23 protein-coding genes are annotated in these 23,475 nt (G+C 57.1%); 7 read left to right on the top strand and 16 right to left on the bottom strand.

Going from position 1 to position 23,475, the window contains the following annotated elements; translation table 11 throughout:
- Positions 1-50: 50 nt before the first annotated feature.
- The 3 genes from rpoB to rplJ form a co-directional block, all read right to left on the bottom strand.
- Positions 51-4,187: a DNA-directed RNA polymerase subunit beta gene (rpoB, locus tag ACR0B0_RS16690; protein WP_170350961.1), complete on the bottom strand. Its 4,137-nt coding sequence runs from the start codon at positions 4,185-4,187 to the stop codon at positions 51-53.
- A 250-nt stretch (positions 4,188-4,437) separates the two neighbouring features.
- On the bottom strand, positions 4,438-4,812 hold the full coding sequence (rplL, locus tag ACR0B0_RS16685) for a 50S ribosomal protein L7/L12 (protein WP_170350962.1): 375 nt from the start codon (positions 4,810-4,812) through the stop codon (positions 4,438-4,440).
- Positions 4,813-4,891: 79 nt separating this feature from the next.
- The gene (gene rplJ, locus ACR0B0_RS16680) at positions 4,892-5,410 is read right to left on the bottom strand and encodes a 50S ribosomal protein L10 (RefSeq protein ID WP_058283024.1); all 519 of its coding nucleotides are present in this window, start codon (positions 5,408-5,410) and stop codon (positions 4,892-4,894) included.
- 417 nt (positions 5,411-5,827) lie between these two features.
- Here rplJ and ACR0B0_RS16675 point away from each other — a divergent pair, with 417 nt between their 5' ends.
- Positions 5,828-6,790, top strand: a complete 963-nt coding sequence (locus tag ACR0B0_RS16675) for a phosphotransferase (protein WP_170362285.1) — start codon at positions 5,828-5,830, stop codon at positions 6,788-6,790.
- A 167-nt stretch (positions 6,791-6,957) separates the two neighbouring features.
- Positions 6,958-7,998, top strand: a complete 1,041-nt coding sequence (locus ACR0B0_RS16670; RefSeq protein WP_170362286.1) for a Hint domain-containing protein — start codon at positions 6,958-6,960, stop codon at positions 7,996-7,998.
- 76 nt (positions 7,999-8,074) lie between these two features.
- On the opposite strand, the gene rplA is transcribed toward ACR0B0_RS16670, so the two are convergent.
- Both rplA and rplK read right to left on the bottom strand, forming a co-directional pair.
- Complete coding sequence (rplA, locus tag ACR0B0_RS16665; protein ID WP_170350965.1) at positions 8,075-8,773, bottom strand: 50S ribosomal protein L1; 699 nt, start codon at positions 8,771-8,773, stop codon at positions 8,075-8,077.
- Between the two features lies 1 nt (position 8,774).
- Positions 8,775-9,224 carry a 50S ribosomal protein L11 gene (gene rplK / locus ACR0B0_RS16660; RefSeq protein WP_037314971.1) on the bottom strand — a complete coding sequence of 150 codons (450 nt, stop codon included), beginning with the start codon at positions 9,222-9,224 and terminating at the stop codon, positions 8,775-8,777.
- 313 nt (positions 9,225-9,537) lie between these two features.
- Here rplK and ACR0B0_RS16655 point away from each other — a divergent pair, with 313 nt between their 5' ends.
- The 3 genes from ACR0B0_RS16655 (at position 9,538) to ACR0B0_RS16645 (ending at position 12,277) form a co-directional block, all read left to right on the top strand.
- Positions 9,538-10,434: a sulfotransferase domain-containing protein gene (locus tag ACR0B0_RS16655; RefSeq protein WP_170553010.1), complete on the top strand. Its 897-nt coding sequence runs from the start codon at positions 9,538-9,540 to the stop codon at positions 10,432-10,434.
- Between the two features lie 230 nt (positions 10,435-10,664).
- Positions 10,665-11,516 carry a hypothetical protein gene (locus ACR0B0_RS16650; RefSeq protein WP_170362288.1) on the top strand — a complete coding sequence of 284 codons (852 nt, stop codon included), beginning with the start codon at positions 10,665-10,667 and terminating at the stop codon, positions 11,514-11,516.
- Entirely contained in the window at positions 11,513-12,277 is a 765-nt protein-coding gene (locus ACR0B0_RS16645) for a hypothetical protein (RefSeq protein ID WP_170350968.1), read from the top strand. The genes ACR0B0_RS16650 and ACR0B0_RS16645 overlap by 4 nt, the downstream gene beginning before the upstream one ends.
- Before the next feature lie 123 nt (positions 12,278-12,400).
- Here ACR0B0_RS16645 and nusG read toward each other — a convergent pair whose 3' ends face one another.
- The 7 genes from nusG to ACR0B0_RS16610 all read right to left on the bottom strand — a co-directional run bounded on the left by nusG (position 12,401) and on the right by ACR0B0_RS16610 (position 18,624).
- Positions 12,401-12,934 carry a transcription termination/antitermination protein NusG gene (gene nusG, locus ACR0B0_RS16640; protein WP_010440977.1) on the bottom strand — a complete coding sequence of 178 codons (534 nt, stop codon included), beginning with the start codon at positions 12,932-12,934 and terminating at the stop codon, positions 12,401-12,403.
- A 199-nt stretch (positions 12,935-13,133) separates the two neighbouring features.
- Positions 13,134-13,331 (bottom strand): preprotein translocase subunit SecE, encoded by a 198-nt coding sequence (gene secE, locus ACR0B0_RS16635; protein ID WP_170350969.1) that lies wholly within the window; start codon positions 13,329-13,331, stop codon positions 13,134-13,136.
- A gap of 82 nt (positions 13,332-13,413) precedes the next feature.
- Positions 13,414-13,572 (bottom strand): cbb3-type cytochrome oxidase assembly protein CcoS, encoded by a 159-nt coding sequence (ccoS, locus tag ACR0B0_RS16630; protein WP_170350970.1) that lies wholly within the window; start codon positions 13,570-13,572, stop codon positions 13,414-13,416.
- 5 nt (positions 13,573-13,577) lie between these two features.
- Positions 13,578-15,755, bottom strand: coding sequence for a cation-translocating P-type ATPase (locus tag ACR0B0_RS16625; protein WP_480648767.1), 2,178 nt, complete (start codon positions 15,753-15,755; stop codon positions 13,578-13,580).
- A 4-nt stretch (positions 15,756-15,759) separates the two neighbouring features.
- The gene (locus tag ACR0B0_RS16620) at positions 15,760-16,218 is read right to left on the bottom strand and encodes a FixH family protein (RefSeq protein WP_480648765.1); all 459 of its coding nucleotides are present in this window, start codon (positions 16,216-16,218) and stop codon (positions 15,760-15,762) included.
- 1 nt (position 16,219) lies between these two features.
- Positions 16,220-17,647 (bottom strand): cytochrome c oxidase accessory protein CcoG, encoded by a 1,428-nt coding sequence (ccoG, locus tag ACR0B0_RS16615; protein ID WP_170350973.1) that lies wholly within the window; start codon positions 17,645-17,647, stop codon positions 16,220-16,222.
- A 101-nt stretch (positions 17,648-17,748) separates the two neighbouring features.
- The gene (locus ACR0B0_RS16610) at positions 17,749-18,624 is read right to left on the bottom strand and encodes a LysR family transcriptional regulator (protein ID WP_170362292.1); all 876 of its coding nucleotides are present in this window, start codon (positions 18,622-18,624) and stop codon (positions 17,749-17,751) included.
- A 100-nt stretch (positions 18,625-18,724) separates the two neighbouring features.
- Between ACR0B0_RS16610 and ACR0B0_RS16605 the strand changes: the two genes are divergently transcribed.
- Positions 18,725-18,862 (top strand): hypothetical protein, encoded by a 138-nt coding sequence (locus tag ACR0B0_RS16605; protein ID WP_170350975.1) that lies wholly within the window; start codon positions 18,725-18,727, stop codon positions 18,860-18,862.
- 136 nt (positions 18,863-18,998) lie between these two features.
- On the opposite strand, the gene ccoP is transcribed toward ACR0B0_RS16605, so the two are convergent.
- Genes ccoP through ccoN form a run of 4 tightly spaced genes read right to left on the bottom strand, consistent with a single transcriptional unit; the run spans position 18,999 to position 22,407 of the window.
- Positions 18,999-19,862 (bottom strand): cytochrome-c oxidase, cbb3-type subunit III, encoded by an 864-nt coding sequence (gene ccoP, locus ACR0B0_RS16600; protein WP_170350976.1) that lies wholly within the window; start codon positions 19,860-19,862, stop codon positions 18,999-19,001.
- Positions 19,859-20,044, bottom strand: coding sequence for a cbb3-type cytochrome c oxidase subunit 3 (locus ACR0B0_RS16595; RefSeq protein WP_170350977.1), 186 nt, complete (start codon positions 20,042-20,044; stop codon positions 19,859-19,861). The genes ccoP and ACR0B0_RS16595 overlap by 4 nt, the downstream gene beginning before the upstream one ends.
- 12 nt (positions 20,045-20,056) lie before the next feature.
- The gene (gene ccoO / locus ACR0B0_RS16590) at positions 20,057-20,785 is read right to left on the bottom strand and encodes a cytochrome-c oxidase, cbb3-type subunit II (protein WP_480648762.1); all 729 of its coding nucleotides are present in this window, start codon (positions 20,783-20,785) and stop codon (positions 20,057-20,059) included.
- Between the two features lie 14 nt (positions 20,786-20,799).
- A complete protein-coding gene (gene ccoN, locus ACR0B0_RS16585; RefSeq protein WP_480648760.1) occupies positions 20,800-22,407 on the bottom strand; it encodes a cytochrome-c oxidase, cbb3-type subunit I in 1,608 nt (535 codons plus the stop codon).
- A gap of 195 nt (positions 22,408-22,602) precedes the next feature.
- On the opposite strand from ccoN, the gene ACR0B0_RS16580 reads away from it, so the two are divergent.
- Positions 22,603-23,442, top strand: a complete 840-nt coding sequence (locus tag ACR0B0_RS16580) for a universal stress protein (RefSeq protein WP_170350980.1) — start codon at positions 22,603-22,605, stop codon at positions 23,440-23,442.
- Positions 23,443-23,475 lie beyond the last annotated feature (33 nt).

Genomic DNA, 23,475 nt, shown 5'->3' with positions numbered 1-23,475 from the left:
TGATACCTCAAATTTTGCGGAAGGGGGGACGGGAGGAAGAGCCGAGGCCCTTACTCCTCAACCTCCGCATCCAGGAGTTCCATATTCAGGCCGAGGCCACGGACTTCTTTAACCAGAACGTTGAACGATTCCGGTACGCCCGCTTCAAAGTTATCCTCGCCCTTGACGATCGACTCATAGACCTTGGTCCGGCCGGCGACGTCATCCGATTTCACGGTGAGCATCTCCTGCAGGGTGTAGGCGGCGCCGTAAGCTTCCAGAGCCCAGACTTCCATCTCACCAAAGCGCTGACCACCGAACTGCGCCTTACCACCCAGCGGCTGCTGGGTAACCAGGCTGTACGGCCCGGTCGAACGCGCGTGGATCTTGTCGTCCACCAGGTGGTGCAGTTTCAGCAGGTATTTGATGCCCACGGTCACCGGACGCGCAAATTGCTCACCGGTGCGACCGTCGAACAGGATCGACTGACCGCTTTCCGAGAAGCCCGCACGCACCAGCGCATCGTTGACGTCAGCCTCTTTGGCACCATCAAAGACCGGGGTCGCGATCGGAACACCGCGGGTCACGTTGCCCGCCGCCTCGATCAGGTGACCCTCGTCCATGTTGGCAATGCCTTCTTCATAGACATTCTCGCCATAGGCCAGCTTCATCGCTTCGCGCACCGGGGTCAGGTCGCCGGAACGGCGGTATTCACCCAGAGCTTCGTCGATGTTCAGACCCAGACCGCGCGCGGCCCAACCCATGTGGGTTTCAAGGATCTGACCAACGTTCATACGCGACGGCACGCCCAGCGGGTTCAGACAGAAGTCAACCGGAGTACCATCGGCCAGGAACGGCATGTCTTCCATCGGGACAACCTTGGAGATCACACCTTTGTTCCCGTGACGACCGGCCATCTTGTCGCCCGGCTGCAGCTTACGCTTCACGGCAATAAAGACTTTGACCATCTTCATCACACCCGGCGGCAGGTCGTCGCCACGGCGGACCTTCTCGACCTTGTCTTCGAAACGGGCGTCCAGAGCACGCTTGAGCACTTCGTACTGCTCGTTCAGCGCTTCGACGATCTGTGCGTCCTTCTCGTCTTCCAGCGCCAGTTGCCACCACTGACCACGGGTCAGGGTTTCCAGCAGATCCTCGGTGATTGCCGAGCCTGCCTTGACGCCTTTCGGGCCTTTGACAGCAGTTTTACCCAGGATCAGGCCTTGCAGACGCGCATAGATGTTGCGGTCCAGGATCGCCAGCTCGTCGTCCCGGTCACGGGCCAGACGCTCGACTTCTTCACGCTCGATCTGCAGCGCACGCTCGTCTTTCTCGACGCCGTGACGGTTGAAGACGCGAACTTCGACCACTGTACCGTAATCGCCCGGCTTCACGCGCAGCGAGGTGTCGCGCACGTCAGATGCTTTTTCACCAAAGATGGCGCGCAGCAGCTTTTCTTCCGGGGTCATCGGGCTTTCGCCCTTCGGAGTGATCTTGCCGACCAGAATATCGCCCGGCTCAACATCCGCACCGATGTAAACGATGCCCGCCTCGTCGAGGTTACGCAGCGCTTCTTCACCGACGTTCGGGATGTCGCGGGTGATCTCTTCCGGGCCCAGCTTGGTGTCACGGGCGGCGACTTCAAATTCCTCGATATGGACCGAGGTAAAGACGTCATCGCGCGCGATACGTTCACTGATCAGGATCGAGTCTTCGTAGTTGTAGCCGTTCCACGGCATGAACGCGACGACCACGTTTTTACCAAGCGCCAGTTCACCGATATCGGTGGACGGACCATCGGCAACAACCTCGCCTTTCATGACGGTGTCGCCCACTTTCACCAGCGGACGCTGGTTGATGCAGGTGTTCTGGTTCGATCGCTGGAATTTGCGCAGACGATAGATGTCAACGCCAGCGTCGCCCAGTTCCAGATCTTCGGTGGCACGGATAACGATACGCTGGGCATCGACCTGGTCGATGATGCCGGCGCGTTTCGCCTGGATCGCAGCGCCCGAGTCGATCGCAACCTTTTCCTCGATCCCGGTACCGACCAGCGGTGCCTCGGCCCGCAGCAGCGGAACCGCCTGACGTTGCATGTTCGAGCCCATCAGAGCGCGGTTGGCGTCGTCATTTTCAAGGAACGGAATCAGCGATGCAGCAACCGAAACCAACTGTTTCGGCGACACGTCGATCAGGTCCACATTCTCGCGCGGAGCGAGGGTGTAGTCACCGGCCTGACGGGTCGAGACCAGATCGTTGATGAACTTGCCGTTCTGATCCAGCGTCGCGTTCGCCTGCGCCACGGTGTGACGCATTTCCTCGGTCGCGGACATGTAGTGAACCTCATCGGTCACCTCGGCGTCTTTGACAACGCGGTAGGGTGTTTCGATGAAGCCATACTTGTTCACGCGGGCAAAGGTGGCCAGCGAGTTGATCAGACCGATGTTCGGACCTTCCGGCGTTTCAATCGGGCACATCCGACCATAGTGGGTCGGGTGAACGTCACGCACCTCAAAGCCCGCACGTTCACGCGTCAGACCACCGGGGCCAAGCGCCGAGAGACGGCGTTTGTGGGTGACTTCCGACAGCGGGTTGGTCTGGTCCATGAACTGCGACAGCTGCGACGAGCCGAAGAATTCGCGGACAGCAGCAGCAGCCGGTTTCGCGTTGATCAGGTCCTGCGGCATGACGGTGTCGATCTCGACTGACGACATACGCTCTTTGATCGCGCGCTCCATGCGCAGCAAGCCGACGCGGTACTGGTTTTCCATCAACTCGCCGACCGAACGGACACGGCGGTTGCCGAGGTGGTCGATGTCGTCGATGTCGCCTTTACCGTCGCGCAGCTCCACCAGCGCCTTGATGCAGGCCACAATGTCTTCGCGGCGCAGGGTGCGCAGGGTGTCCGGCGCGTCCAGAGCCAAACGCATGTTCATCTTCACACGGCCAACGGCGGACAGGTCATAACGCTCGCTGTCGAAGAACAGCGTGTCGAACAGGGCCGAGGCCGCTTCGACGGTGGGCGGCTCGCCCGGGCGCATGACACGGTAGATGTCCATCAGCGCGCTTTCGCGGCCCATGTTCTTGTCCTGCGCCATGGTATTGCGCATGTAGGGGCCAACATTGACGTTGTCGATGTCCAGAACCGGGATGTCGGTGATACCTGCGTCGATCAGCTCTTTCACTGTGCCGCCGATCAGCTCGCCGTCCTTGTCGTATTCCAGGGTCAGCTCATCACCGGCTTCGACATAGATCGCGCCGTTTTCTTCGTTGATGATGTCCTTGGCGACGAACTTGCCGACGATGTGATCAAAAGGAACCAACAGGTTGGTGACGACGCCTTCTTCGATCAGCTTCTTGACCGCGCGCGGAGTGACTTTCTTACCTGCTTCAGCAATCACTTCACCGGATTTGGCGTCAACCAGATCATAGGTCGGGCGGGTGCCGCGCACTCGCTCGGGGAAGAACGGCGCGATCCAGCCCTTTTTCTTGTCCAGCTTGTAGGACACGGTGTTGTAATACGCGTCCATGATCGCTTCTTGATCCAGACCCAGCGCATACAGCAGGGTTGTCACAGGCAGTTTGCGGCGGCGGTCGATACGGGCGAAAACGATGTCCTTGGCGTCAAACTCAAAGTCCAGCCAGCTGCCGCGATACGGGATGATGCGGCAGGCAAACAGAAGCTTGCCCGAGGAATGGGTTTTGCCCTTGTCGTGGTCAAAGAACACACCGGGCGAGCGGTGCATCTGGGACACGATCACACGCTCGGTACCATTCACGATGAAGGTCCCGTTCGGCGTCATCAGGGGCATATCGCCCATGAACACGTCCTGTTCCTTGATGTCTTTTACCGACTTGGCGCCGGTATCTTCGTCGACATCAAACACGATCAGACGCAGAGTGACCTTCAGCGGCGCGCTGTAGGTCATGTCGCGCTGCATGCACTCTTCGACGTCGTATTTGGGCTTTTCCAGATCGTATTTCACGAACTCCAGAACGGAGGTTTCGTTGAAATCCTTGATCGGGAAAACCGACTGGAACACACCTTTGATGCCTTCGCCGTCAGTGGGCTGCTCTGCATCGCCGGAGCGTAGGAAAAGGTCATAAGAAGATTTCTGGACCTCAATGAGGTTCGGCATCTCCAGCACTTCGCGGATTTTGCCGTAATATTTCCGAAGACGTTTCTGGCCAAGGAACGTTTGAGCCATGTCAGATGTCACCTTTCGATGTTCTCAGCGGGCAAAGACACCGTCGGGCCCCGGCGCCTTGCACATTCGAGACGACACGTCCGGATCAATTCGTGGCCACCGTCCCGAAGGCAGCCTCCCGATCCGAAAACCGCGTCTTAGAAAACGCCCCCGTTCATGAGGCCCTTTCTAAGACAGGTTCGGCTGGACCCGGATTTCTCCGGGCCCAGCCAAAATTTGCGGCGCATCAGCGATGCGCCAGACAACGGGCTTAGGCCAGTTCGACCTCGGCGCCAGCTGCTTCCAGCTTGCCTTTGATCTCTTCGGCTTCGTCCTTCGACACAGCTTCTTTGATCTTACCGCCAGCTTCGACCAGCTCTTTGGCTTCTTTCAGGCCCAGACCGGTGATGCCGCGAACTTCTTTTATCACGTTGATTTTCGAAGCGCCGGCGTTCTTCAGAACGACGTCGAATTCGGTTTTTTCTTCCTCAGCTGCGCCACCGGCGTCGCCACCAGCTGCGACCATTACGGCGCCGCCAGCTGCGGGCTCGATGCCGTATTCGTCTTTGAGGATGGTTTTCAGTTCTTGTGCTTCCAGCAGGGTCAGACCCACGATGCTTTCTGCGAGTGCTTTCAGATCAGCCATTTTATCAGCTCTTTCCGTTTACAGTGTGTGTTCCAACGTCAGGGTATTCACCCTACGCAGATCATTCAGTGCCAACCGCTTACGCAGCTTCCGCCTTCTCTTCGATGGTGGAAAGGATGCTTGCGATGTTGCTTGCAGGTGCGCCAATCGCGCCGGCGATGTTCGAAGCAGGTGCGCCAATGCAGCCCACGATCGAAGCAATGAGCTCCTCGCGAGACGGCATTTTCGAAACTGTTTCGACGCCTTTGCGGTCCAGAGCGTTCTCACCCATTGCACCACCAAGAATCTCAAAATTCTTGTTATCCTTGGCGAAGTCCTCGGCCACCTTGGCTGCTGCCACGGGGTCCTCGGAATAGGTCAGAACGGTCATCCCTGTCAGCAGGTCGGCCATGCTTGCACACGGCTTACCCTCAAGGGCGATTTTGGCGAGCCTGTTCTTGGCAACACGCACGGCACCACCCGCGTCACGAGCACGTGCGCGAAGGTCCTGCATCTCGGCAACTGTCAGACCGGCGTAGTGCGAAACCACTACGACGCCAGAGCTTTCGAAGATTTGGCCGAGTTCCTCGACCACTTTCTCTTTCTGGGCTCTATCCACAGTTCTCTCCAAGTTAGGGGTGATACCTCACCCCGGCTCATATTTGCCGAAGGGTTAACCCCGGCGTTCAGGTCCGTTGTTACGGGATTGGCCAAAACTCGCCCGAGGATCGTGACCCTCAGAATTCTTTGGTCTTACCCGTCTCAGGCAGGGAATTAAGGGGCCGAATGGACCCACCCACCGTCTTGGACGAAACAAAATAAAGCGCACGACGAATCGCACGCTTTATTCCGCAGCTCTATTTAGGCCAGATGGCAGGGGTTTCCAAGGGGTAAATTGACCGTTCCAACCGGATTGCTTCACCGCCCAGATCCGTCGTGCAAAACCCAAAGCCAGCCATCACAGCATTGACATGACACCAGCCCTGAGGTCCATTCGATCCGCACAGTGAAAAGCCACATAGAACGACGCATTTGAATGCTGGATCTTTCCGATACTGAACAGACATTCGCTTCAGAGTGTGTGGCCGAGTTTTCACGGCGCAATCCTGTCGGGCCTGTGAAGAAAGTCGAATGCGTCTATCGCTCGCACGCGTTTCCGGATTCGCGTCTGGTCTTGAAAATCACAACCGGAATTGAAAGCTTTGCGCTGAAAATCGACAACAACTCTCCCACCACTGGAAGGCTGCGGGATGAGTTCAGCCTGCTAACCGATCTTCACCAGCATTTTGAAAACAACCCGTCATCGCAGGTTATCCGCCCGATTTACCTGTCGCCATCTGAAACCTTCTTTGTCACCGAATTCATCAACCGGCCAACCGCGGTCGACCTGATCTATAACAGCAAGAACGAAAATCAGGTTGCCCAGATTTTTCGCCGTGCTGGATCATGGTTGAATGATCTTCATGACCGCCACCCCCCGGCGAGCTATGCATTTCGGCCAAAATGGATGACGGACAGCATTCGCGACCTGTCAACTACAGTGCCCTATGATATCGCGGGCACAAGTCGGAAAATGGTAAACGTCATGCTGGCCGAAGCTGCTCGCCTGAAGGGCATTCAGGATATCCGGGTCTTTTCGCATGGAGATTTTCACGGGCAGAACCTGATTGTCGGGCAGGGAAAAACGATTGGCCTGGATTTTACTGAATCCCGCGAAAAGCTGGCCGTGTACGATATTGTCGACTTTCTAAAGGCAGATATTTTTCGCGACGGGGCCGGACCCGATGTGGATCGCAGCGGTATTCTCAGAAAAAACAAGGATATGTTCTTTCGCCGTTATCGGCATCCCATCAACATGGAAATTCTGGATTACTGCATCCGGGGACGGTTGTTGAAGGACTGGCTGGCGTTGTGGCAACCCAACCACGACTGTAGCCCGTTTGAGGAAGACAAACGACAGCGGTTGGGCAATCGCTTGAAAGTTGTGTTTCAAGGATAATGAGACTGTTGCGGTAACCGTCCCAGTTGACAATTATTTGTGCGGTATTTTGAAGAACCCGGTTGACGCATCCACCCAACCAATTTCTTATCTTTCAGCAAAATTTCGCGTGGCCTTCGTCGCCTTTGGCCCAACATAACAAGTACAAAAGAGGAATAATCGCGCAGATGGTTCTCCGCAGTTTTTTCGCTCAGGACAGTGCCAGTCTAATCGCCACATTCGTTCCGGCCGGGGGCGATGCCAATGACATTGTCGTCGGTGGATCTATTATCAACAACTCAGACACACCGGACGGCACCATTTTTGCCTATTCGGGTGGATTTGGCACTACTGTCACGCTGGACGACACCAGCGGCAGCCCGGATATATTCGACGACGATCAGGAAACGGGCCACATCATTACTGATGGCGGTGGCATCGTCACAAATGGCACACAGGTTGAATCTGAGTCCGTGATCACCGTGCGGGCTCTGGACATTAACGGAAACCCAACCGGACCCGAGATTGACATCTACGTGTTTTCCCAGAACGGGGTCACGCAGGACGTTTGGGGCTATAGCACGTCGGCCCCCCTGGTGCCGGGAACCTCTTATGTCAAAATCAGCGGCTCAAACGCGGGGTCGTCGCCCTATACGGATTTCATTACGTGCTTTGGCCTGGGAACCCTGATCGAAACCGAAGATGGTGACGTCGAAGTGCAGAACCTGAAAAAGGGTCAGCGCGTCTGGACCCGGGATGGCGGGCTGCAACCGATCCTGTGGATCGGAACGACCGAGGTTCATGGCCATGGCGCGTTCGCTCCGGTCGTGATCGAAGCTGGCGCCATCGGAAACACGCATGAGCTTGTGGTCTCGCAACAGCACAGGGTCCTGATACAGTCACCGGCAACCGACATGCTGTTTGGCTCGTCCGAAGTGTTCGTGGCCGCGAAGCACCTGTGCGGCCTTCCCGGCGTTTCGATCCGTGAGACGGACCGCATCACCTATACGCATTTCATGTTCGACCGGCATCACATTGTGCGATCAAACGGCGCGCTGACGGAAAGCTACTATTACGGCGATACTGCCAAATATTCCCTATCATCCCCGCAAAGGGCGGAAATCCTCGCGCTTTTCCCATCGGTTGAAGAGATCGGAAATGCGTTCCAGCACACGGCCGTCAAGACAATCGGGGCGCATGAAGCCCGCGTATTGCGCACATACCTCTGATCACGCGGACCGCAAAAATGAAAAACCCGGGTCGCATATGCAACCCGGGTTCTTTTTCTAAGCGCTTGGCTGGGGCTTATTCGCCGGCCGCAGCCGCCACATCCAGAGTCACGCCTGGGCCCATGGTCGAGCTCAGCGCGATTTTCTTCATGTAGGTGCCTTTGGCGCCCGACGGCTTGGCCTTGGCCACGGCCGAGATGAAGGCACGGACGTTTTCGACCAGCTTGGCTTCGTCGAACGACGCTTTGCCAACGCCGGCGTGTACAACGCCGCCTTTTTCCGCCTTGAACTGAACTTCACCACCCTTGGCTGCTTCAACGGCCGCTTTCACGTCCATGGTAACAGTGCCAACCTTGGGGTTCGGCATCAGGTTGCGGGGGCCCAGAACTTTACCCAGACGGCCAACGATCGGCATCATGTCCGGGGTGGCAATGCAGCGATCGAATTCGATGGTGCCGCCCTGAATGGTTTCCATCAGGTCCTCTGCGCCGATGATGTCCGCGCCTGCTTCTTTCGCTTCGTCAGCCTTGGGGCCACGTGCGAACACAGCAACGCGCATCGCTTTGCCGGTGCCGTTCGGCAGGCCGACAACGCCACGAACCATTTGGTCCGCGTGACGGGTGTCAACGCCCAGGTTCAGAGCGATTTCGATGGTCTCGTCGAACTTCGAAGTGGCGTTGCCTTTGACCAGGGAAACAGCTTCTTCGACCGACAGGTTTTCCTTGCCAGCGACAGCTTCGCGCGCAGCGCGGGTACGTTTACCAAGTTTTGCCATCTTACTTCACCTCGATGCCCATAGAGCGGGCCGAGCCCAGGATGATCTGCATTGCGCCTTCGACGTCGTTGGCGTTGAGATCTTTCATTTTGGCTTCGGCGATTTCGCGAACCTGCTTACTGGTCACGGTTGCCACGGTCTCGCGACCTGGGTTTTCCGCGCCACGAGGGCGGTTACGCTTGCCGACCGGCTTCAGGCCAGCTGCTTTTTTCAGGTAGTAAGACGCGGGCGGCGTCTTGATGTCCATGGTGAAGGACTTGTCCTGATAATAGGTGATCACGGTCGGGCAAGGTGCGCCCTGCTCCATATCTGCGGTCTTGGCGTTGAACGCCTTGCAGAATTCCATGATGTTGATGCCGCGCTGACCCAGCGCCGGACCAACTGGCGGCGACGGGTTCGCCTGACCTGCAGGAACCTGCAGTTTCATTGTACCAGCAAGCTTCTTGGCCATTTGGTTTTCCTTTCAACGTAGATAGGACGCGTCCTACCCGGTTTATGTTGCGTGGTCCGATCCGGGATCGCGATCCCAGCAACCTCCCACGAGAGAATCTCGCCCGAAGACGATAGAGGCGGCATGTATAGGGGAATTGTGGGGTTGGCAAGAGGTTGGCGTTACAGTTTGGCATCACCGCTTTGGGCCCGAAACACGCGTACTCATCTCTGCCTGTCTCCTCAACTGCAAGACCGATTAGCGCCACAAATTCTTCCTCGGACTGGCGTTCTGTGGCAGACTGGCACTTTCAAGGCGCAGGAGGGATCGGAAAATGAACGGGTTTGGGTCGCCGAAGAAAACACGGGAGTTTCACAACCACCACTTTGACTCCTCCATGTGGAACGATTTCGAATTTCGTAATGACGATATCATCATCGCTACCTATGCAAAGTCTGGAACGACTTGGGTTCAGCAAATCGTCGCTCAGCTGATATTCAACGGCGCTGAAGACCTCGACGTCGCCGAGATGTCGCCGTGGCTTGACCTTCGGGTCCCGCCCAAAGAGGTCAAGTTACCAGCAGTCGCGTCGCAAACGCACCGACGCTTCTTAAAAACGCATTTACCGGTGGATGCGCTCGTTTTCTCAGAACAAGCCAAATACATATACATTGGGCGCGATGGGCGTGACGTAGTATGGAGCTTTCACAACCATCATTCGAACGCGAATGACACTTGGTATGAAACTCTGAATGATACGCCCGGCCGGGTAGGCCCACCGATCGAACGACCAACACGAGATACCGTTCAATACTTCAGGGAATGGCTGGAGAAGGATGGTTACCCGATGTGGCCTTTCTGGGAAAATATTCGAACCTGGTGGGAGATTCGCGATCAGCCCAACGTGCAACTTATCCATTTCGAAGCGCTCAAACGCGACATGCCGGGGGAAATTCGCCGCATCGCAAATTTCCTGGACATCGAGATTGACGAAAGTCGTTGGGATGCGATCCTCACGCACTGTTCCTTTGACTACATGAAAGCACATGCAAGTAAATCCGTCCCTGGAGGCGGTATTTTTTGGGATGGCGGCGCAGAGACATTCATCCACCGCGGCGTGAACGGTCGTTGGCGTGAGATTCTCCCTGAAGAGGACAAAGCCCGCTATGAGGCCAGAGCCTTGGAGGAGCTCGGGCCGGAATGCAGCAGTTGGCTAGCCTTCGGAAAATAAGAGCATCACTGGCACCACCTCGTCGAAACCCACGAAAGGGCCATCATTGACGGAGGCCCAGAGAAGACAAACGATTACCCCTATGTTCCCAATTTCCTGATTGAGGCCCAATAACGCCTCAGCGAAGGTCGAGATTTGCGGAACAAATCAATTAATCCTAATACTTGAGTTGCTTAAGAAACGAAGGCGGGTATCTTGGTGCAACTTGGACACAAATGAGGTGGTCAGGGATGGGGTCATCTCGACTTAACAAAGGACTGCTGATCTGTGTACTGGTCGCTATGCTGCCGGGTTGTGGCAGCAAGGCCGAAGACCAAAAAGCTCTGGATGCCGAAACCAACGCGGTCACAAAATCCAATTCGTCCGTAACGACAGGGATTGATCCAGCCACCTATGCCGGTCGCTTTCAAATCAAGCTAACAAAAGAAGTACCCCTGCGCGACATTCCGGTTCCCTTTACCGTTTACGGCGGTCTAGAAGAATCCAGCCCAACCCGATTGCGGTTGAAGGCCTTCATGGATCTGCGTGGGCTACAGGAAAAAGCCCCTCAAATCCTGACTGGCCCTTTGGAAGAAACCTGCAAACGTCAGATTTACCTTGAGATCCGAGACGTTACCGCCATAGGTGACACCGTAAAGGTCGAAGGTTCCGCCCGCGCGCAGTTTACAAGGTGCAACCGGCGTGAAGAACCGGGCTTTCGTTATTTTGGAGCAACCGTGGACGCGGTCGCTGTCGCCAAGGCTGAGGTGAAAGGCCAATGCCTAACATTCAGCATTGAAAGCGCCGACCTCAGCCCGCGCGGGTTCATCGGCGCTGTTTCCAACCTCTTTGGTTTGACCAACCGCATCAACGACGCAGTTCTGGAAAAGGGTGGTGAGTTTCTGGCAGCCCATCCGGTTTGCCCGCCACTGCCCGACGAATTCTCTGTTCTCGAACCGGTCTACGAATCAGGAGGCACCCGCGAAATCGCTCCGGGCGGGATGGGGGCGGCTGTTGTCGGATCTGCCGATGTCAGCGCCGGGACAATCGTCAAAGTCCTGGGTGGGCTGAAGGAACTTGGCGTATTGGAGTTTGCTGAATGAGACACTGGTTGATTTTCCCGGTCTTAATGGCAGCCGTTCTGGACGCCCGGGCACCAAGCGCGCAACAAGTGGACTTTGTCGTCGACGCGACATTGCCAGTTCGTGATACAGAGCTGCCCTATACGCTTGATCTGAACCTCGCCGCTGTTGCGCCGACACGGATCGGGGTGGGCGCGCTTCTTGATCTGCGTGAAATACAGAAGACTGTGCCTGAGCGACTGGCTGACAACGCAATAGTCGACAATTGCGGCCTGCAAGTCCGGCTGGATGACTTGAGTTTTGGGGCCCAAGGCGATGCAATTGATCTGGATGGGGATGTAACCATCACGATCTTTGAATGCAGCCGAACCAGTGAGCGCAATTTTCAACGGGGTGAGCAAAAAAAGGCTATCCTGGCGAACATGTCCACCGAAGCGACAGTCGAACTGCGTGACAATTGTGCCTATTTCAAACTCATTGATCTTACACTGACGGCCCCCGAAGAACAGCGAGAGCAACTTCTGGATGATGATACGCTGGACTCTGTAAAGGAACTGATGCTGGCCGCTGTAGATCTTGTATTGAACGATACCCCTTTGTGTCCGAAGTTACCGGCAGAACTCGCGTCACTTGACCCGGTTTATGACAATGGCGGACCCAAAGAGATCGGAGAAGGTGGGCTTGGTGTCTTCCTTGAAGGATCGGTGGATGTCAGCCCTTCGACCATTCTCGATATTCTGACGGTCCTTCAACGGCAAGAACTGATCCCCGGCCCGCCGTAACTGCAAGGTGATCCTTGTCGTTGAGAAAACCACCTTGGACTTCTGAACTGACAACTGGTTCGCCAAAACAAAACGCCGCAGTGCTCGTGGCATCGCGGCGCTAAAATCTTGCTGAAGTAGCTATCAGCTCTGCTTTGTAACCTGCGTGAAGTCCAGCTCGACCGGGGTTTCCCGACCGAAGATCGAGACCGAAACCTTCAGCTTCTGAGCTTCGTCGTCGACACCCTCGACCATGCCGTCGAAATCCTCGAACGGGCCGTCGTTGACCTTGACCTTCTCGCCCACTTCGAAGGTGATCATCAGCTTGGGCGCTTCTTCACCTTCCTGAACGCGGTTGAGGATCTGGTTCACTTCGGCATCGCGCATCGGCATAGGGCGGCCTTGCGGACCCAGAAAGCCGGTGACGCGGTTGATCGAGTTCACAAGGTGATAGCCCTGATCGGACATTTCCATGTGCACCAACACATAACCGGGCATAAAGCGGCGTTCGGTCGTGACCTTCTTGCCCCGGCGCACTTCGATCACCTCTTCGGTGGGCACCAGAACTTCGTCGATATCGTCCTCAAGGCCCTGCTCGGCCACCGACGTGCGGATCTGCTCTGCGATCTTCTTTTCGAAATTCGAAAGAACGCTGACCGAGTACCACCGTTTCGCCATGAACCTGTCGTCCTTGTTTGCCTTCGGTGCGCTGGCAATGCCGCAAGCACCGTCATTGAAATTCTGTCACGTCACCCGGAATAAAAAGCGGCGCGCAGCCCGAATCGCCGCACGCCCATTCCGAATAGTACCGCGTCAACTACTCTGACATTGCGCGCTGTGCAAGGGGGCAGTGGCGTTTCAGCCCGCCCAAACCGGTTTAACTGAATGCACCCAGGATCAGTTGCAATCCGCCGCGAATGCCCAGATCAACCAACGCAAAGAACACGGCAGTCAGCGCCGCCATGATGAACACCATGACCGTGGTCAGCAGCACCTCACGCCGGGTCGGCCAGACGACCTTTGCAACTTCGGCGCGGACCTGCTGAATGAACTGGATCGGATTCATAGTTGCCATTTGGCTTGGTTCTCTCTGCTAGCGGATGAGCCGGACATAACCGGGCATTGCGGCAATTTCAAGAGCGCTTGATTGCCACGTGTCAGGGCTTGGGCTTGTCGTCCCATTCATCACTCAGGATGCGCCGAGAGTCACCCTCGGGGTCGTCATATTGGTTCGAGCGGACGGTATACACAAAGGCCACAAGTCCAACCCCGCCCAAAAACAGGGAAATCGGAATCAGATAGGCCAAAACTTCCATAGCAGCTACCTCAGACGCAGGGCGTTCAGGGACACGGTGATGGACGAGGTCGACATCGCCAGCGCCGCAATCAAGGGCGTGGCCAGACCGGCCACCGCCAGCGGCACCGCGATGATATTGTAAACGGTGGCAATACGAAAGTTCTCGCGAATCCGTTTGGTCGCCTTCACGGCCGTATCACAGGCATCGGCAATCGGGGCCAAATCATTACCCAACAGCACGATATCCGAGGCCACCCGCGCCGCGTCCAGCGCCGATGCAGGCGAGATCGACACATGCGCCGCTGCCAGCGCGGCGGTATCGTTCAGACCGTCTCCGACCATTAGAACATGTCGGCCCTGATCGCTCAGCTCCTGCACACGCGCGGCTTTTTCTTGCGGCAAAGCCTGCGCGACCCAGTGTTCGATCCCCAGCTTTTCAGCCAGCGCCTGAACCGCGCCTTCTGTGTCACCCGAAATCAGGATGACCTCTTTGCCTGCGTCCCGAAAGGCTTGAACCGCCTCGGCCGCGCCGGGGCGCAGACTGTCCGAATACTGGAAGCACACAGGCGCCTGCCCTGCGACGGACAACCATGCAGCGGTCTGACCACCCTCTTGCGCACCGGTCCACGCTGCCCGACCCAGACGCACGCGCTGATCTCGATAGGTGCCTTCAGTGCCGTAACCCGGAACTTCGGTGATATCTTTCAGACGGGCCGGTTTGACCCCCGCATCGCGTGCCGCGGTGGTCAATGCAACGGACAGAGGGTGCGAGGAGGCCTCGGACAGCGCCAAGGCCACTTCAAGATCAGCGCGGGCATGATCGCCCAGGTTGATCAGTTCGGGCGTGCCCGAGGTCAGCGTACCGGTTTTGTCGAACACCACCGTATCCACCTCGGCCAGACGTTCCAGGGCTGTGGAATGTTTGATCAGCATCCCCTTGCGGAACAATCGCCCCGAGGCTGCCGTTGTCACCGCAGGCACCGCCAGCCCCAGCGCACAGGGGCAGGTGATGATCAACACCGCAGCTGCAATGTTCAGCGCGGTGCGGATATCGCCGGAATAGATGTACCAACCGAGAAAGCTGAGCGCCGCTAGGATGTGTACACCCGGCGCATAAAGCTTGGCTGCCTTGTCCGCCAACGAGGTATAGCGCGACCGGCCCGATTCAGCGATGGCCACCAGATCGGCCATACGATGCAGCGACGTATCCTCTCCCACCGCTGTCGCCCGAATGGTCAGCGGGCCAGTCAGATTAACCTCACCAGCGCTGACTGCCATGCCTGCTTGCGCAAAAACAGGCAGGGTTTCCCCGGTCAACAGGGACCGATCAAGCTCTGACTGCCCCGACACAATTTCGCCGTCCACCGGCATACGCCCACCGGGCCGGACAAGGATCAGATCGCCAACTGCAAGGGTGGCTACAGCCACTTCTTCCTCGACACCGTCGACCAGGCGGATGGCGCGCGGTACTTCTAGTGCGGTCAGTTCTTCGGCCGCGGATCGGGCGGCATCGCGGGTGCGGTAATCCAGATACCGCCCCGCCAGCAGGAAGAAGGTCAGCGTCAGCGCGGCATCGAAATAAGCGTGTTTGCCGCTGAGCGCGGTTTCCCAAAGCGATGTGATCAACGCCAACAGGATGGCTAAAACAATCGGAACATCCATGTTCAGGCGTTTGACCCGCAGGGCGCTCCAGGCGTTGGCAAAAAAGGGCTGCGCCGAAAAGGCTATGGCTGGCAACGCAATGGCCGCGGAAATCCAGTGGAACATATCGCGCGTGGCATCCGATGCGCCCGACCAGACCGACACCGACAGCAGCATCACGTTCATCGAAGCGAAACCGGCCACCGCCAGCCGCATCAACAGATCGCGACCGGCCTTATTGGCCTGCGTCGCTGACAACGAACCTGGGTCCAGCTCGTGCGCTTCATAGCCCGCCCGTTCCAATACAGGAATCAGATCGGTCGCACGCAGATCAGGCGACGCTTTGACCATCGCCCGCTTGAGTGTCAGGTTCACCCGCGCGTCCTCGACCCCCGGATAGGCGTTCAGTTCCCGTTCGACCGTGGCAATACAAGCCGAGCAATGAATGCCCGGCAACGATAACGCAATCTGAGCATCCTGCGGGATGGGCCGCACCGGTTCCGCCGGGCTGGCGATACAACCGGGGCAGGCCGCAGTGCCGGATGTGAACTGCGTCGTCATCCCATCACCCTTTTACGTACAACGGCACACGCTGGGCAAACTCTGCACCCGCGCTATCCTTGGCAACCAGCCGTATGTTCCAGTTGCCTTTGCCCAACGATACCGGCGTTGCATAGGCCTGACCGTCAAAGATAAATTCGGGCGAGAAATCATCTTCGACATGGGTGGCGCGACCCACAACCGCCTGCAACTCGGACACTTCGACCGGAGCTCCGGTTTTGTCGGTGATATGCAGGATCAACAAGCCGCCAGACATTTCGGCACGAATGGTCCAACCCAGCGCCTGATGTTCCTTCAGACGGTCGTTGAACTCCTGACTGGCGACATAAGAGTTTTTGACCTCAAGCCCCGGAAAGGTTTTGACCGCGCTATAGGCCAGTACGAGGTTTACGGCGATAATCACGCCAAACGCGGCGACGAAAATGGCCAGAGCGTGCTTACCGGTAAATTGACGCTCGGCCATACTAGTTCCCTCGTCCGTTGAAAGTGGTGTCTTTATAGGCGCGTTCACCGCTTTCCAGATCCTCGACCCAGATGCGCACCGAGGTTGCATCCGCAGCCGCCGGCCCGGTGTCGCCCGCAGAAACGATGTAGACGCGGGTCAATTGTGCCGTGTCTGCCGTGACATTGACAATCTCACCTTCGACGCCCTCGATCTGGATCTGCAAGGCCGGATCACCCGCGAGGGACAATTGGAACGCCCGGTCCTCGCCATGCTTGTTACGCAGGCGCACATCATAGGTATTGCGGATTGTTCCGTCGGACAAAGTGACAAAGGTCGGGTTGCGCACGGGCGCCACGGTCAGATCAATATCGGACCGGATAAACAGCGCAAACAACAGCGCAAGGCCAACCAGGGCCCACAAAGCCGTATACAGGATCGTCCGCGGACGCAGGATGTGTTTCCAGACGTTGATGGGTTGCTCGCCTGCACGTTCATGAGCTTCGTCGCTCAGCGCCATATAGTCGATCAGGCCACGCGGCTTGCCGATCTTGGCCATCATGTCATCGCAAGCGTCGATGCACAACGCGCAGGTGATGCATTCCATCTGCTGCCCGTCGCGAATGTCGATCCCAACCGGGCAAACATTCACGCAAGCCATGCAGTCGATGCAGTCGCCCAGCTCGGAATCGGTAGTACGCTTACCCTTGCCGCGCGGTTCGCCCCGCCATTCGCGGTACCCGACGACCAGAGTGTCCTCATCCATCATTGCGGCCTGAATACGCGGCCACGGGCAAGCATAAATGCAAATCTGCTCGCGGGCGAAACCGCCGAAAAAGAACGTCGTACCTGTTAAGATCAGGACCGTTGTATAGGCAACCGGATGAGCGTTTCCAGTGACCAAATCCCGCATCAGCGTAGGGGCATCGGCAAAATAGAACACCCAGGCCCCGCCGGTTGCCAGACCGATCAGAAACCACGCCGTCCATTTCGTGATACGCAGGCGCGCCTTGCGGAAATCCAGCTTTTCCTGCCGGTGCAGTCGCAATCGGGCGTTGCGATCGCCTTCGATCCAGCGCTCAACCAGAATGAACAGGTCCGTCCACACCGTCTGCGGGCAAGCATAGCCGCACCACACGCGCCCCAGCGCTGAGGTAAACAGAAACAGGCCCAGACCGGCCATGATCAACAGGCCTGCCACGAAATAAAATTCATGCGGCCAGATTTCGATCCAGAAAAAGTAAAAACGCCGGTTCGCCAGGTCCAGCAGCACCGCCTGATCCGGCAGGCTGGGGCCGCGGTCCCATCTGATCCAGGGCGTTACATAATAGATGCCAAGCGTAACCGCGAGGATGATCCATTTCAGGTTTCGAAATGGCCCGGACACGCGCCGGGGAAAGATCGGCTCCCTTGCAGCGTAAAGGCTGGGGGCAGGGTCGGAATCGCTCACAAGCAGGCTCCAGATGTGGCTGTCTTTTAGGCGTCTTTTTCCAGATCACAAAAGCAGTCACTTTGACATGGGTCAAAAGCGCATCACGCAGACACCTTTTGTCACACCATACCAGCTTGCCGCCTGAGCCAGCTAACAAAAATTTTGACCGCCGGGCGCAGTGGCGCATCCCCTGTAACAATGTGGTATCCACGCGCGCCAGGTTCGCGAAACAACTCGATGATGCGACCCGCCTGAATATCAGCTTCGACAAAATGTCGCGCCGTGAATGTCACACCCTGACCAGCGCGCAGCCCCTCAAGCACCAGATTGCCGGGCAACAAGATTCGCCCAGCCCGCGGGCCGTGTTCAACCCCGCGGCGGGCCAGCCACGATGTTGCCTCTGTAGTTCCAAGCTCTTCCAACCAAGGCAGTTGGCTAAGCTCATCCGGAGTAATGGTTTCCCGGCCTCCCAGTAGCGACGGCGCAGCAACTATCACGATCGGACTTTGCAACAGAGGCTCTGCATTAACCCCCTGCCAGTATCCATCCCCGTATCGGATCGCCACATCCACACCACCCGGACGCAAACTGGCAAGGTCAGGCGAAGGGTCCAGCGCCAAGGGTATATCAGGATACTCGGCCTGAAACGCCGGCAAGCGGGGCATCAGCCAGGACGCGGCAAAAGATGCCGTCAAGGATACATGAACCGGGCGATCTTCGGCGATATGCGTCAGATCCGCTACGGCTGCCCCGATCGCGCCAAAACCCAGATGTAAGGCGCGGGCCAGCCTTTCACCCTCGACCGTCAACGTCATGGACTTACCGCTGCGGTCCAGCAGGGTCACCCCAAGGTGTTTTTCCAAGGCGCGCAATTGCTGGCTGATGGCAGCGTGGCTGACATTTAACAGGACCCCGGCCTGCACCACATTTCCTGCTTCCGCAAAGGCATGAAAAGCCTTCAGCGATGCAAGGGGTGGCATTGTCATCCAATTCATATGTAAGCCTAGGTTACATTACTCAATGGCAATTGAGTCGCATATTCCTCGCAAAACATCAATCCTGAGTGCAATCAGACCCAACTTAAGGAGAGATCAGATGCTATCGATTCTTGCACGTACATTCATGGTCGCCACCCACACGGATGGGCTAACGACACCGCAAAACCGCGAACACCGCCCCGAGGGCAATTGGTGGAAGAGAACCACGCGCGTCACACGTTCCCGTGCGAAATGACGGGCCCTCTGGACCCGATCAAAACAGAGAACTAATCTGAACTTGTAGCACCGGCTGTTCAGGAAACGCGCGAACAGATGGAACAGCCGGTGCCTAACCTTCGGGCGGCGAACCGTCCGAAGGTATTCTTTTGCCGTTACTGACCGCCACCCAATTGGTGGACATAAGCTGTGACCGCGCGAATCTGCGCGTCGGTCAGACGGTTTTCCCAGGATGGCATCACGCCAAAGCGGCTGTTGGTGACCGTTTCGGTCAAAGCCTCTTCGCTGCCGCCATAAAGCCAGATGGCATCGGTCAGGTTCGGTGCGCCCTGAGTGATATCACCGGTGCCGTCTTCGCCATGACATGCTGCGCAGTTGTCCTCGAAAACAACTTTGCCCGCCTGCGCCGCCGCATCATCAGTCTGAGCGTTGGTCAGCGACATGACATACTGCACCACCTGAGTGATTTCGTCCTGTTCCAGAATCTCGCCAAAGGCCGGCATCTCGGAATAGCGCGCGTCGTCGCTTTCTTCGTTGCGAATACCATAGGCAACGGTCATCTCGATATCCTCGAGCGACCCTCCCCACAGCCAGGCATCGTCCAGCAAGTTCGGGAAACCCGGCGCACCCTGCGCGCCCGAGCCGTGACACTGCGCACACCAGGTACGGAACACCGCACCGCCTGCGTTCACCGCGTATTGCTGCAACTCGGCATCTTTCGAGATATCCTCCAGCGGCGTTTCAATCAGCTTAGTGTTCCACGGCGCATTGGCCTCCTCGAACGAGATCATCTCTTCCTGCACAAGTGCTCGGGAAGACCATCCCATGACACCAGCCGTTGCAGACCGAACCAACGGCCAAGCCGGATACATGATCGTATAGATCACGCCCCAAACAATGGTTGCGTACAAGACCCACAGCCACCAGCGGGGCATCGGATTGTCAAATTCCTCAATTCCGTCCCAGCTGTGGCCGGTGGTATTCGGATCACCCGGCTGTTTTTCAGGTGTTTTGCTCATTTCCTCGCCTCCTTGACTTCGGCGGGTTTATCTTGATGCCGGAAAGGGATGTTGGCGGTATCCTTGTATTCTTTGCTGGCACCGGGGCGGAAAACCCAGATCACGATGCCGACAAAGAAGGCAAACAGCACAAGTAACATCCAGCTATCCGCGAACTGCCGTAAGAGAGTATATTCTTCCATCACACTCTCCTGTTATCGGCTTGTGTCCGGGGTGAAGGTCGAGAAATCAACCAACGTGCCCAGCATCTGAAGGTAAGCAACGAGCGCATCCATCTCGGTCAACTCAGATTGACCATCGAAATTGCGGACATTGACCTTGTCGCCATAGCGTTCCAGCAATCCGTCATAGTCGCTGTCCGGATCCGCCTGCGCCCGGAAATCCGCCTGTGCCTGCTCGAGCATCTCGTCTGTGTACGGCGTGCCGACCACAGAATTGGCAGCCATGACATCACCGATATACTTACCGTCGATCTTCCGATGCTCGAGGAAGCCATATTTCGGCATCACCGATTCAGGCACAACCGATTGCGGATCACGCAGGTGGTCCACCTGCCACTGGTCCGAATAACGGCCACCGACACGAGCGATATCAGGCCCGGTACGCTTGGAGCCCCACTGGAATGGGTGATCATACATCGATTCAGCCGCCAGCGAGTAATGACCATAGCGCTCAACCTCGTCCCGCATCGGGCGGATCATCTGACTGTGGCAGACATAGCACCCTTCGCGGATGTAGATGTCACGCCCGGCCAATTCGAGGGGGGTGTATGGGCGCATGCCCTCTACCTTCTCGATGGTGTTCTCAAGATAGAACAGCGGGGTGATTTGTACGATGCCACCGATGGTCACGACCAGAAAGCTGAAGATCAGCAGGAGGGTCGCGTTGGTCTCGAGGATCTTATGTTTGTCGAGAATTGCCATTGCTCCGGCCCTCCTTATTCAGCCGGGACCGCGACGGACAGGCTGGCCTCTTTGGCCGGCGCTTTCCGCACAGTCATCCACAGGTTGTAGCACATGATCAGCGAGCCCGCGACGAACATCACGCCACCCAAAGCACGCACCACATACATCGGGAACTTGGCAGCCACGGTGTCGGCGAACGAGTTCACCAGGAAGCCGTTGGCATCCACTTCACGCCACATCAGACCTTCCATGATGCCGGTGACCCACATCGATGCTGCGTAAAGCACGATGCCGATGGTAGCGAGCCAGAAGTGCCAGCTGACCATCTGCAGCGAATACAGACGCTCACGCTTCCAAAGGACTGGAACGAGGAAGTACAGCGCACCAAAGGTGATCATGCCATTCCAGCCCAGCGCGCCCGAATGCACGTGACCGATGGTCCAGTCGGTGTAGTGCGACAGCGAGTTCACTGCACGGATCGACATCATCGGGCCTTCAAAGGTGGACATGCCGTAGAAGCCGACCGAGATGACCATCATCCGAATAACCGGGTCAGTGCGCAGCTTGTCCCATGCACCCGACAGGGTCATCAGACCGTTGATCATTCCACCCCAGGACGGCATCCACAGCACGATCGAGAACACCATGCCCAGCGTCGAAGCCCAGTCAGGCAACGCGGTATAATGCAGGTGGTGCGGACCAGCCCAGATATACAGGAAGATCAGAGCCCAGAAGTGGATGATCGACAGTTTATAGCTGAATACCGGACGCTCGGCTTGTTTCGGGATGAAGTAATACATCATGCCCAGGAAACCCGCGGTCAGGAAGAAACCCACAGCGTTGTGGCCGTACCACCACTGGATCATGGCATCCTGCACACCAGACCAGACGATAACCGATTTCGAGCCCCAGATGCTGACCGGGATGGTCATGTTGTTGACCAGATGCAGCATGGCGACAGTCACGATGAACGCCAGATAGAACCAGTTCGCCACATAGATGTGGGGTTCCTTCCGCCTGACGATCGTTCCAAGGAAAACGGCCAGATAGGCAACCCACACAATGGTCAGCCAAAGGTCAACATACCATTCAGGCTCGGCATATTCTTTGGACTGAGTGCCACCCAGAACGTAGCCGGTCGCTGCCAGTACAATGAACAGCTGATAGCCCCAGAACACGAACCACGCCAGATTGCCGCCCCAAAGGCGCGCGGCGCTGGTGCGCTGCACCACATAGAACGAGGTTGCGATCAAGGCGTTACCGCCAAAGGCAAAGATCACCGCCGATGTGTGCAGCGGACGCAAACGACCAAAGTTCAGATAGCCTTGCGCCCATTCGAAGTTCAGCACTGGAAAGGCCAGCTGAAACGCGATGAAAGTCCCTGCAAGGAACCCGACCACGCCCCAAAAGGCAGTTGCGATCACGCCATAGCGGATCACGCCATCCATGTATTCACCCGAACGGTCTACAAGAAAATCTGGCTCGTCGGTGTTTCTAAGCGTCCAGATGAACAAACCACCGGCGATCAGCATCACCAGAATCGAATGCACCTGATACGCCAAATCGCGTGCATAGTTGGACCCGATCGCAGTGAACACCACAACCAGACCAAGCACGATCAGCTTGATGTAATTTGACATATTGCGTCCCTTTGCCATGCCCCACGTGATTCTTGTATATCGCAGGACCCTTTTGACTGGTTGCCGTTTTGTCGAACGGCGGCCAGAATTACTTTGATCTGTGTCAAGACAATACACTGATTTCTGTGACAATCGTAAACTGACAACTGGGCCATAGGGCCGCAGGTACATGAGCCTGAAAGACAAGAGGTCAAAATGGCATACAAATCTCTTCTTACGGTGATGACAGACACGAACCACAGTGACGCGCCTCTGGCCCAGATGGCCGCTCTGACTGCTTCGCAAGACGCGCATGCCGAGGCTTTGTGTCTGGGCGTCGACCGCAGCCAGACGGGATATTACTACGCCGGCGCAAACGCCCTGATACTTCAGGAAACACTGAGCCGCGCGAATGCCGAAGCCGAAGAGGTACTGGCCTATGCCAAAGACTATCTGGGCAAGACTGGAATCCGCTGGTCCGCCGAAAGCGGTGTTGCCCAGATCTCGGATATCGGGCGCCACGTGGCGCACCGCGCGCGGTTTTCCGATCTTGTCATTCTCCCGCAACCTTACGGACCTGACCGCGACGCCGAGGCCGAACCCATTGTCGAAGCTGCCATGTTCGAAGGTCACGCGCCTGTTCTAGTCGTTCCTGACGATGCAACCCCGTTCGCACGACCGGGCAACATCCTGATCGGCTGGAACGAGAGCGTCGAGGCCATGCGAGCAATCCGCCGCGCGCTGCCGTTTCTGACGCAAGCCGATCTGGTGCGCATCGTCGTGATTGATCCGCCGCGCCACGGCCCCGACCGCTCGGACCCTGGTGGGATGCTGTCGCAGATGCTGGCCCGCCATGGCGTGAAATGCGAAATCGACGTGCTGAGCAAGACCATGACGCGGGTATCCGATATCCTGAACCGCCACGCCGCAGATACCGAGGCAGACATGATCGTGATGGGAGCCTACGGACACTCGCGGTTCCGCGAGGCCATTTTGGGCGGCGCGACACGGAACATGTTGGAACAAGCCACGGTACCGGTGTTCCTGGCTCACTAGTATAGGCCGTTACAGAAAACCGCCCCTTGGGGC

It is taken from the genome of Ruegeria sp. BA12, from assembly GCF_056539625.1.
This window is presented reverse-complemented; position numbering and strand designations above follow the sequence as displayed.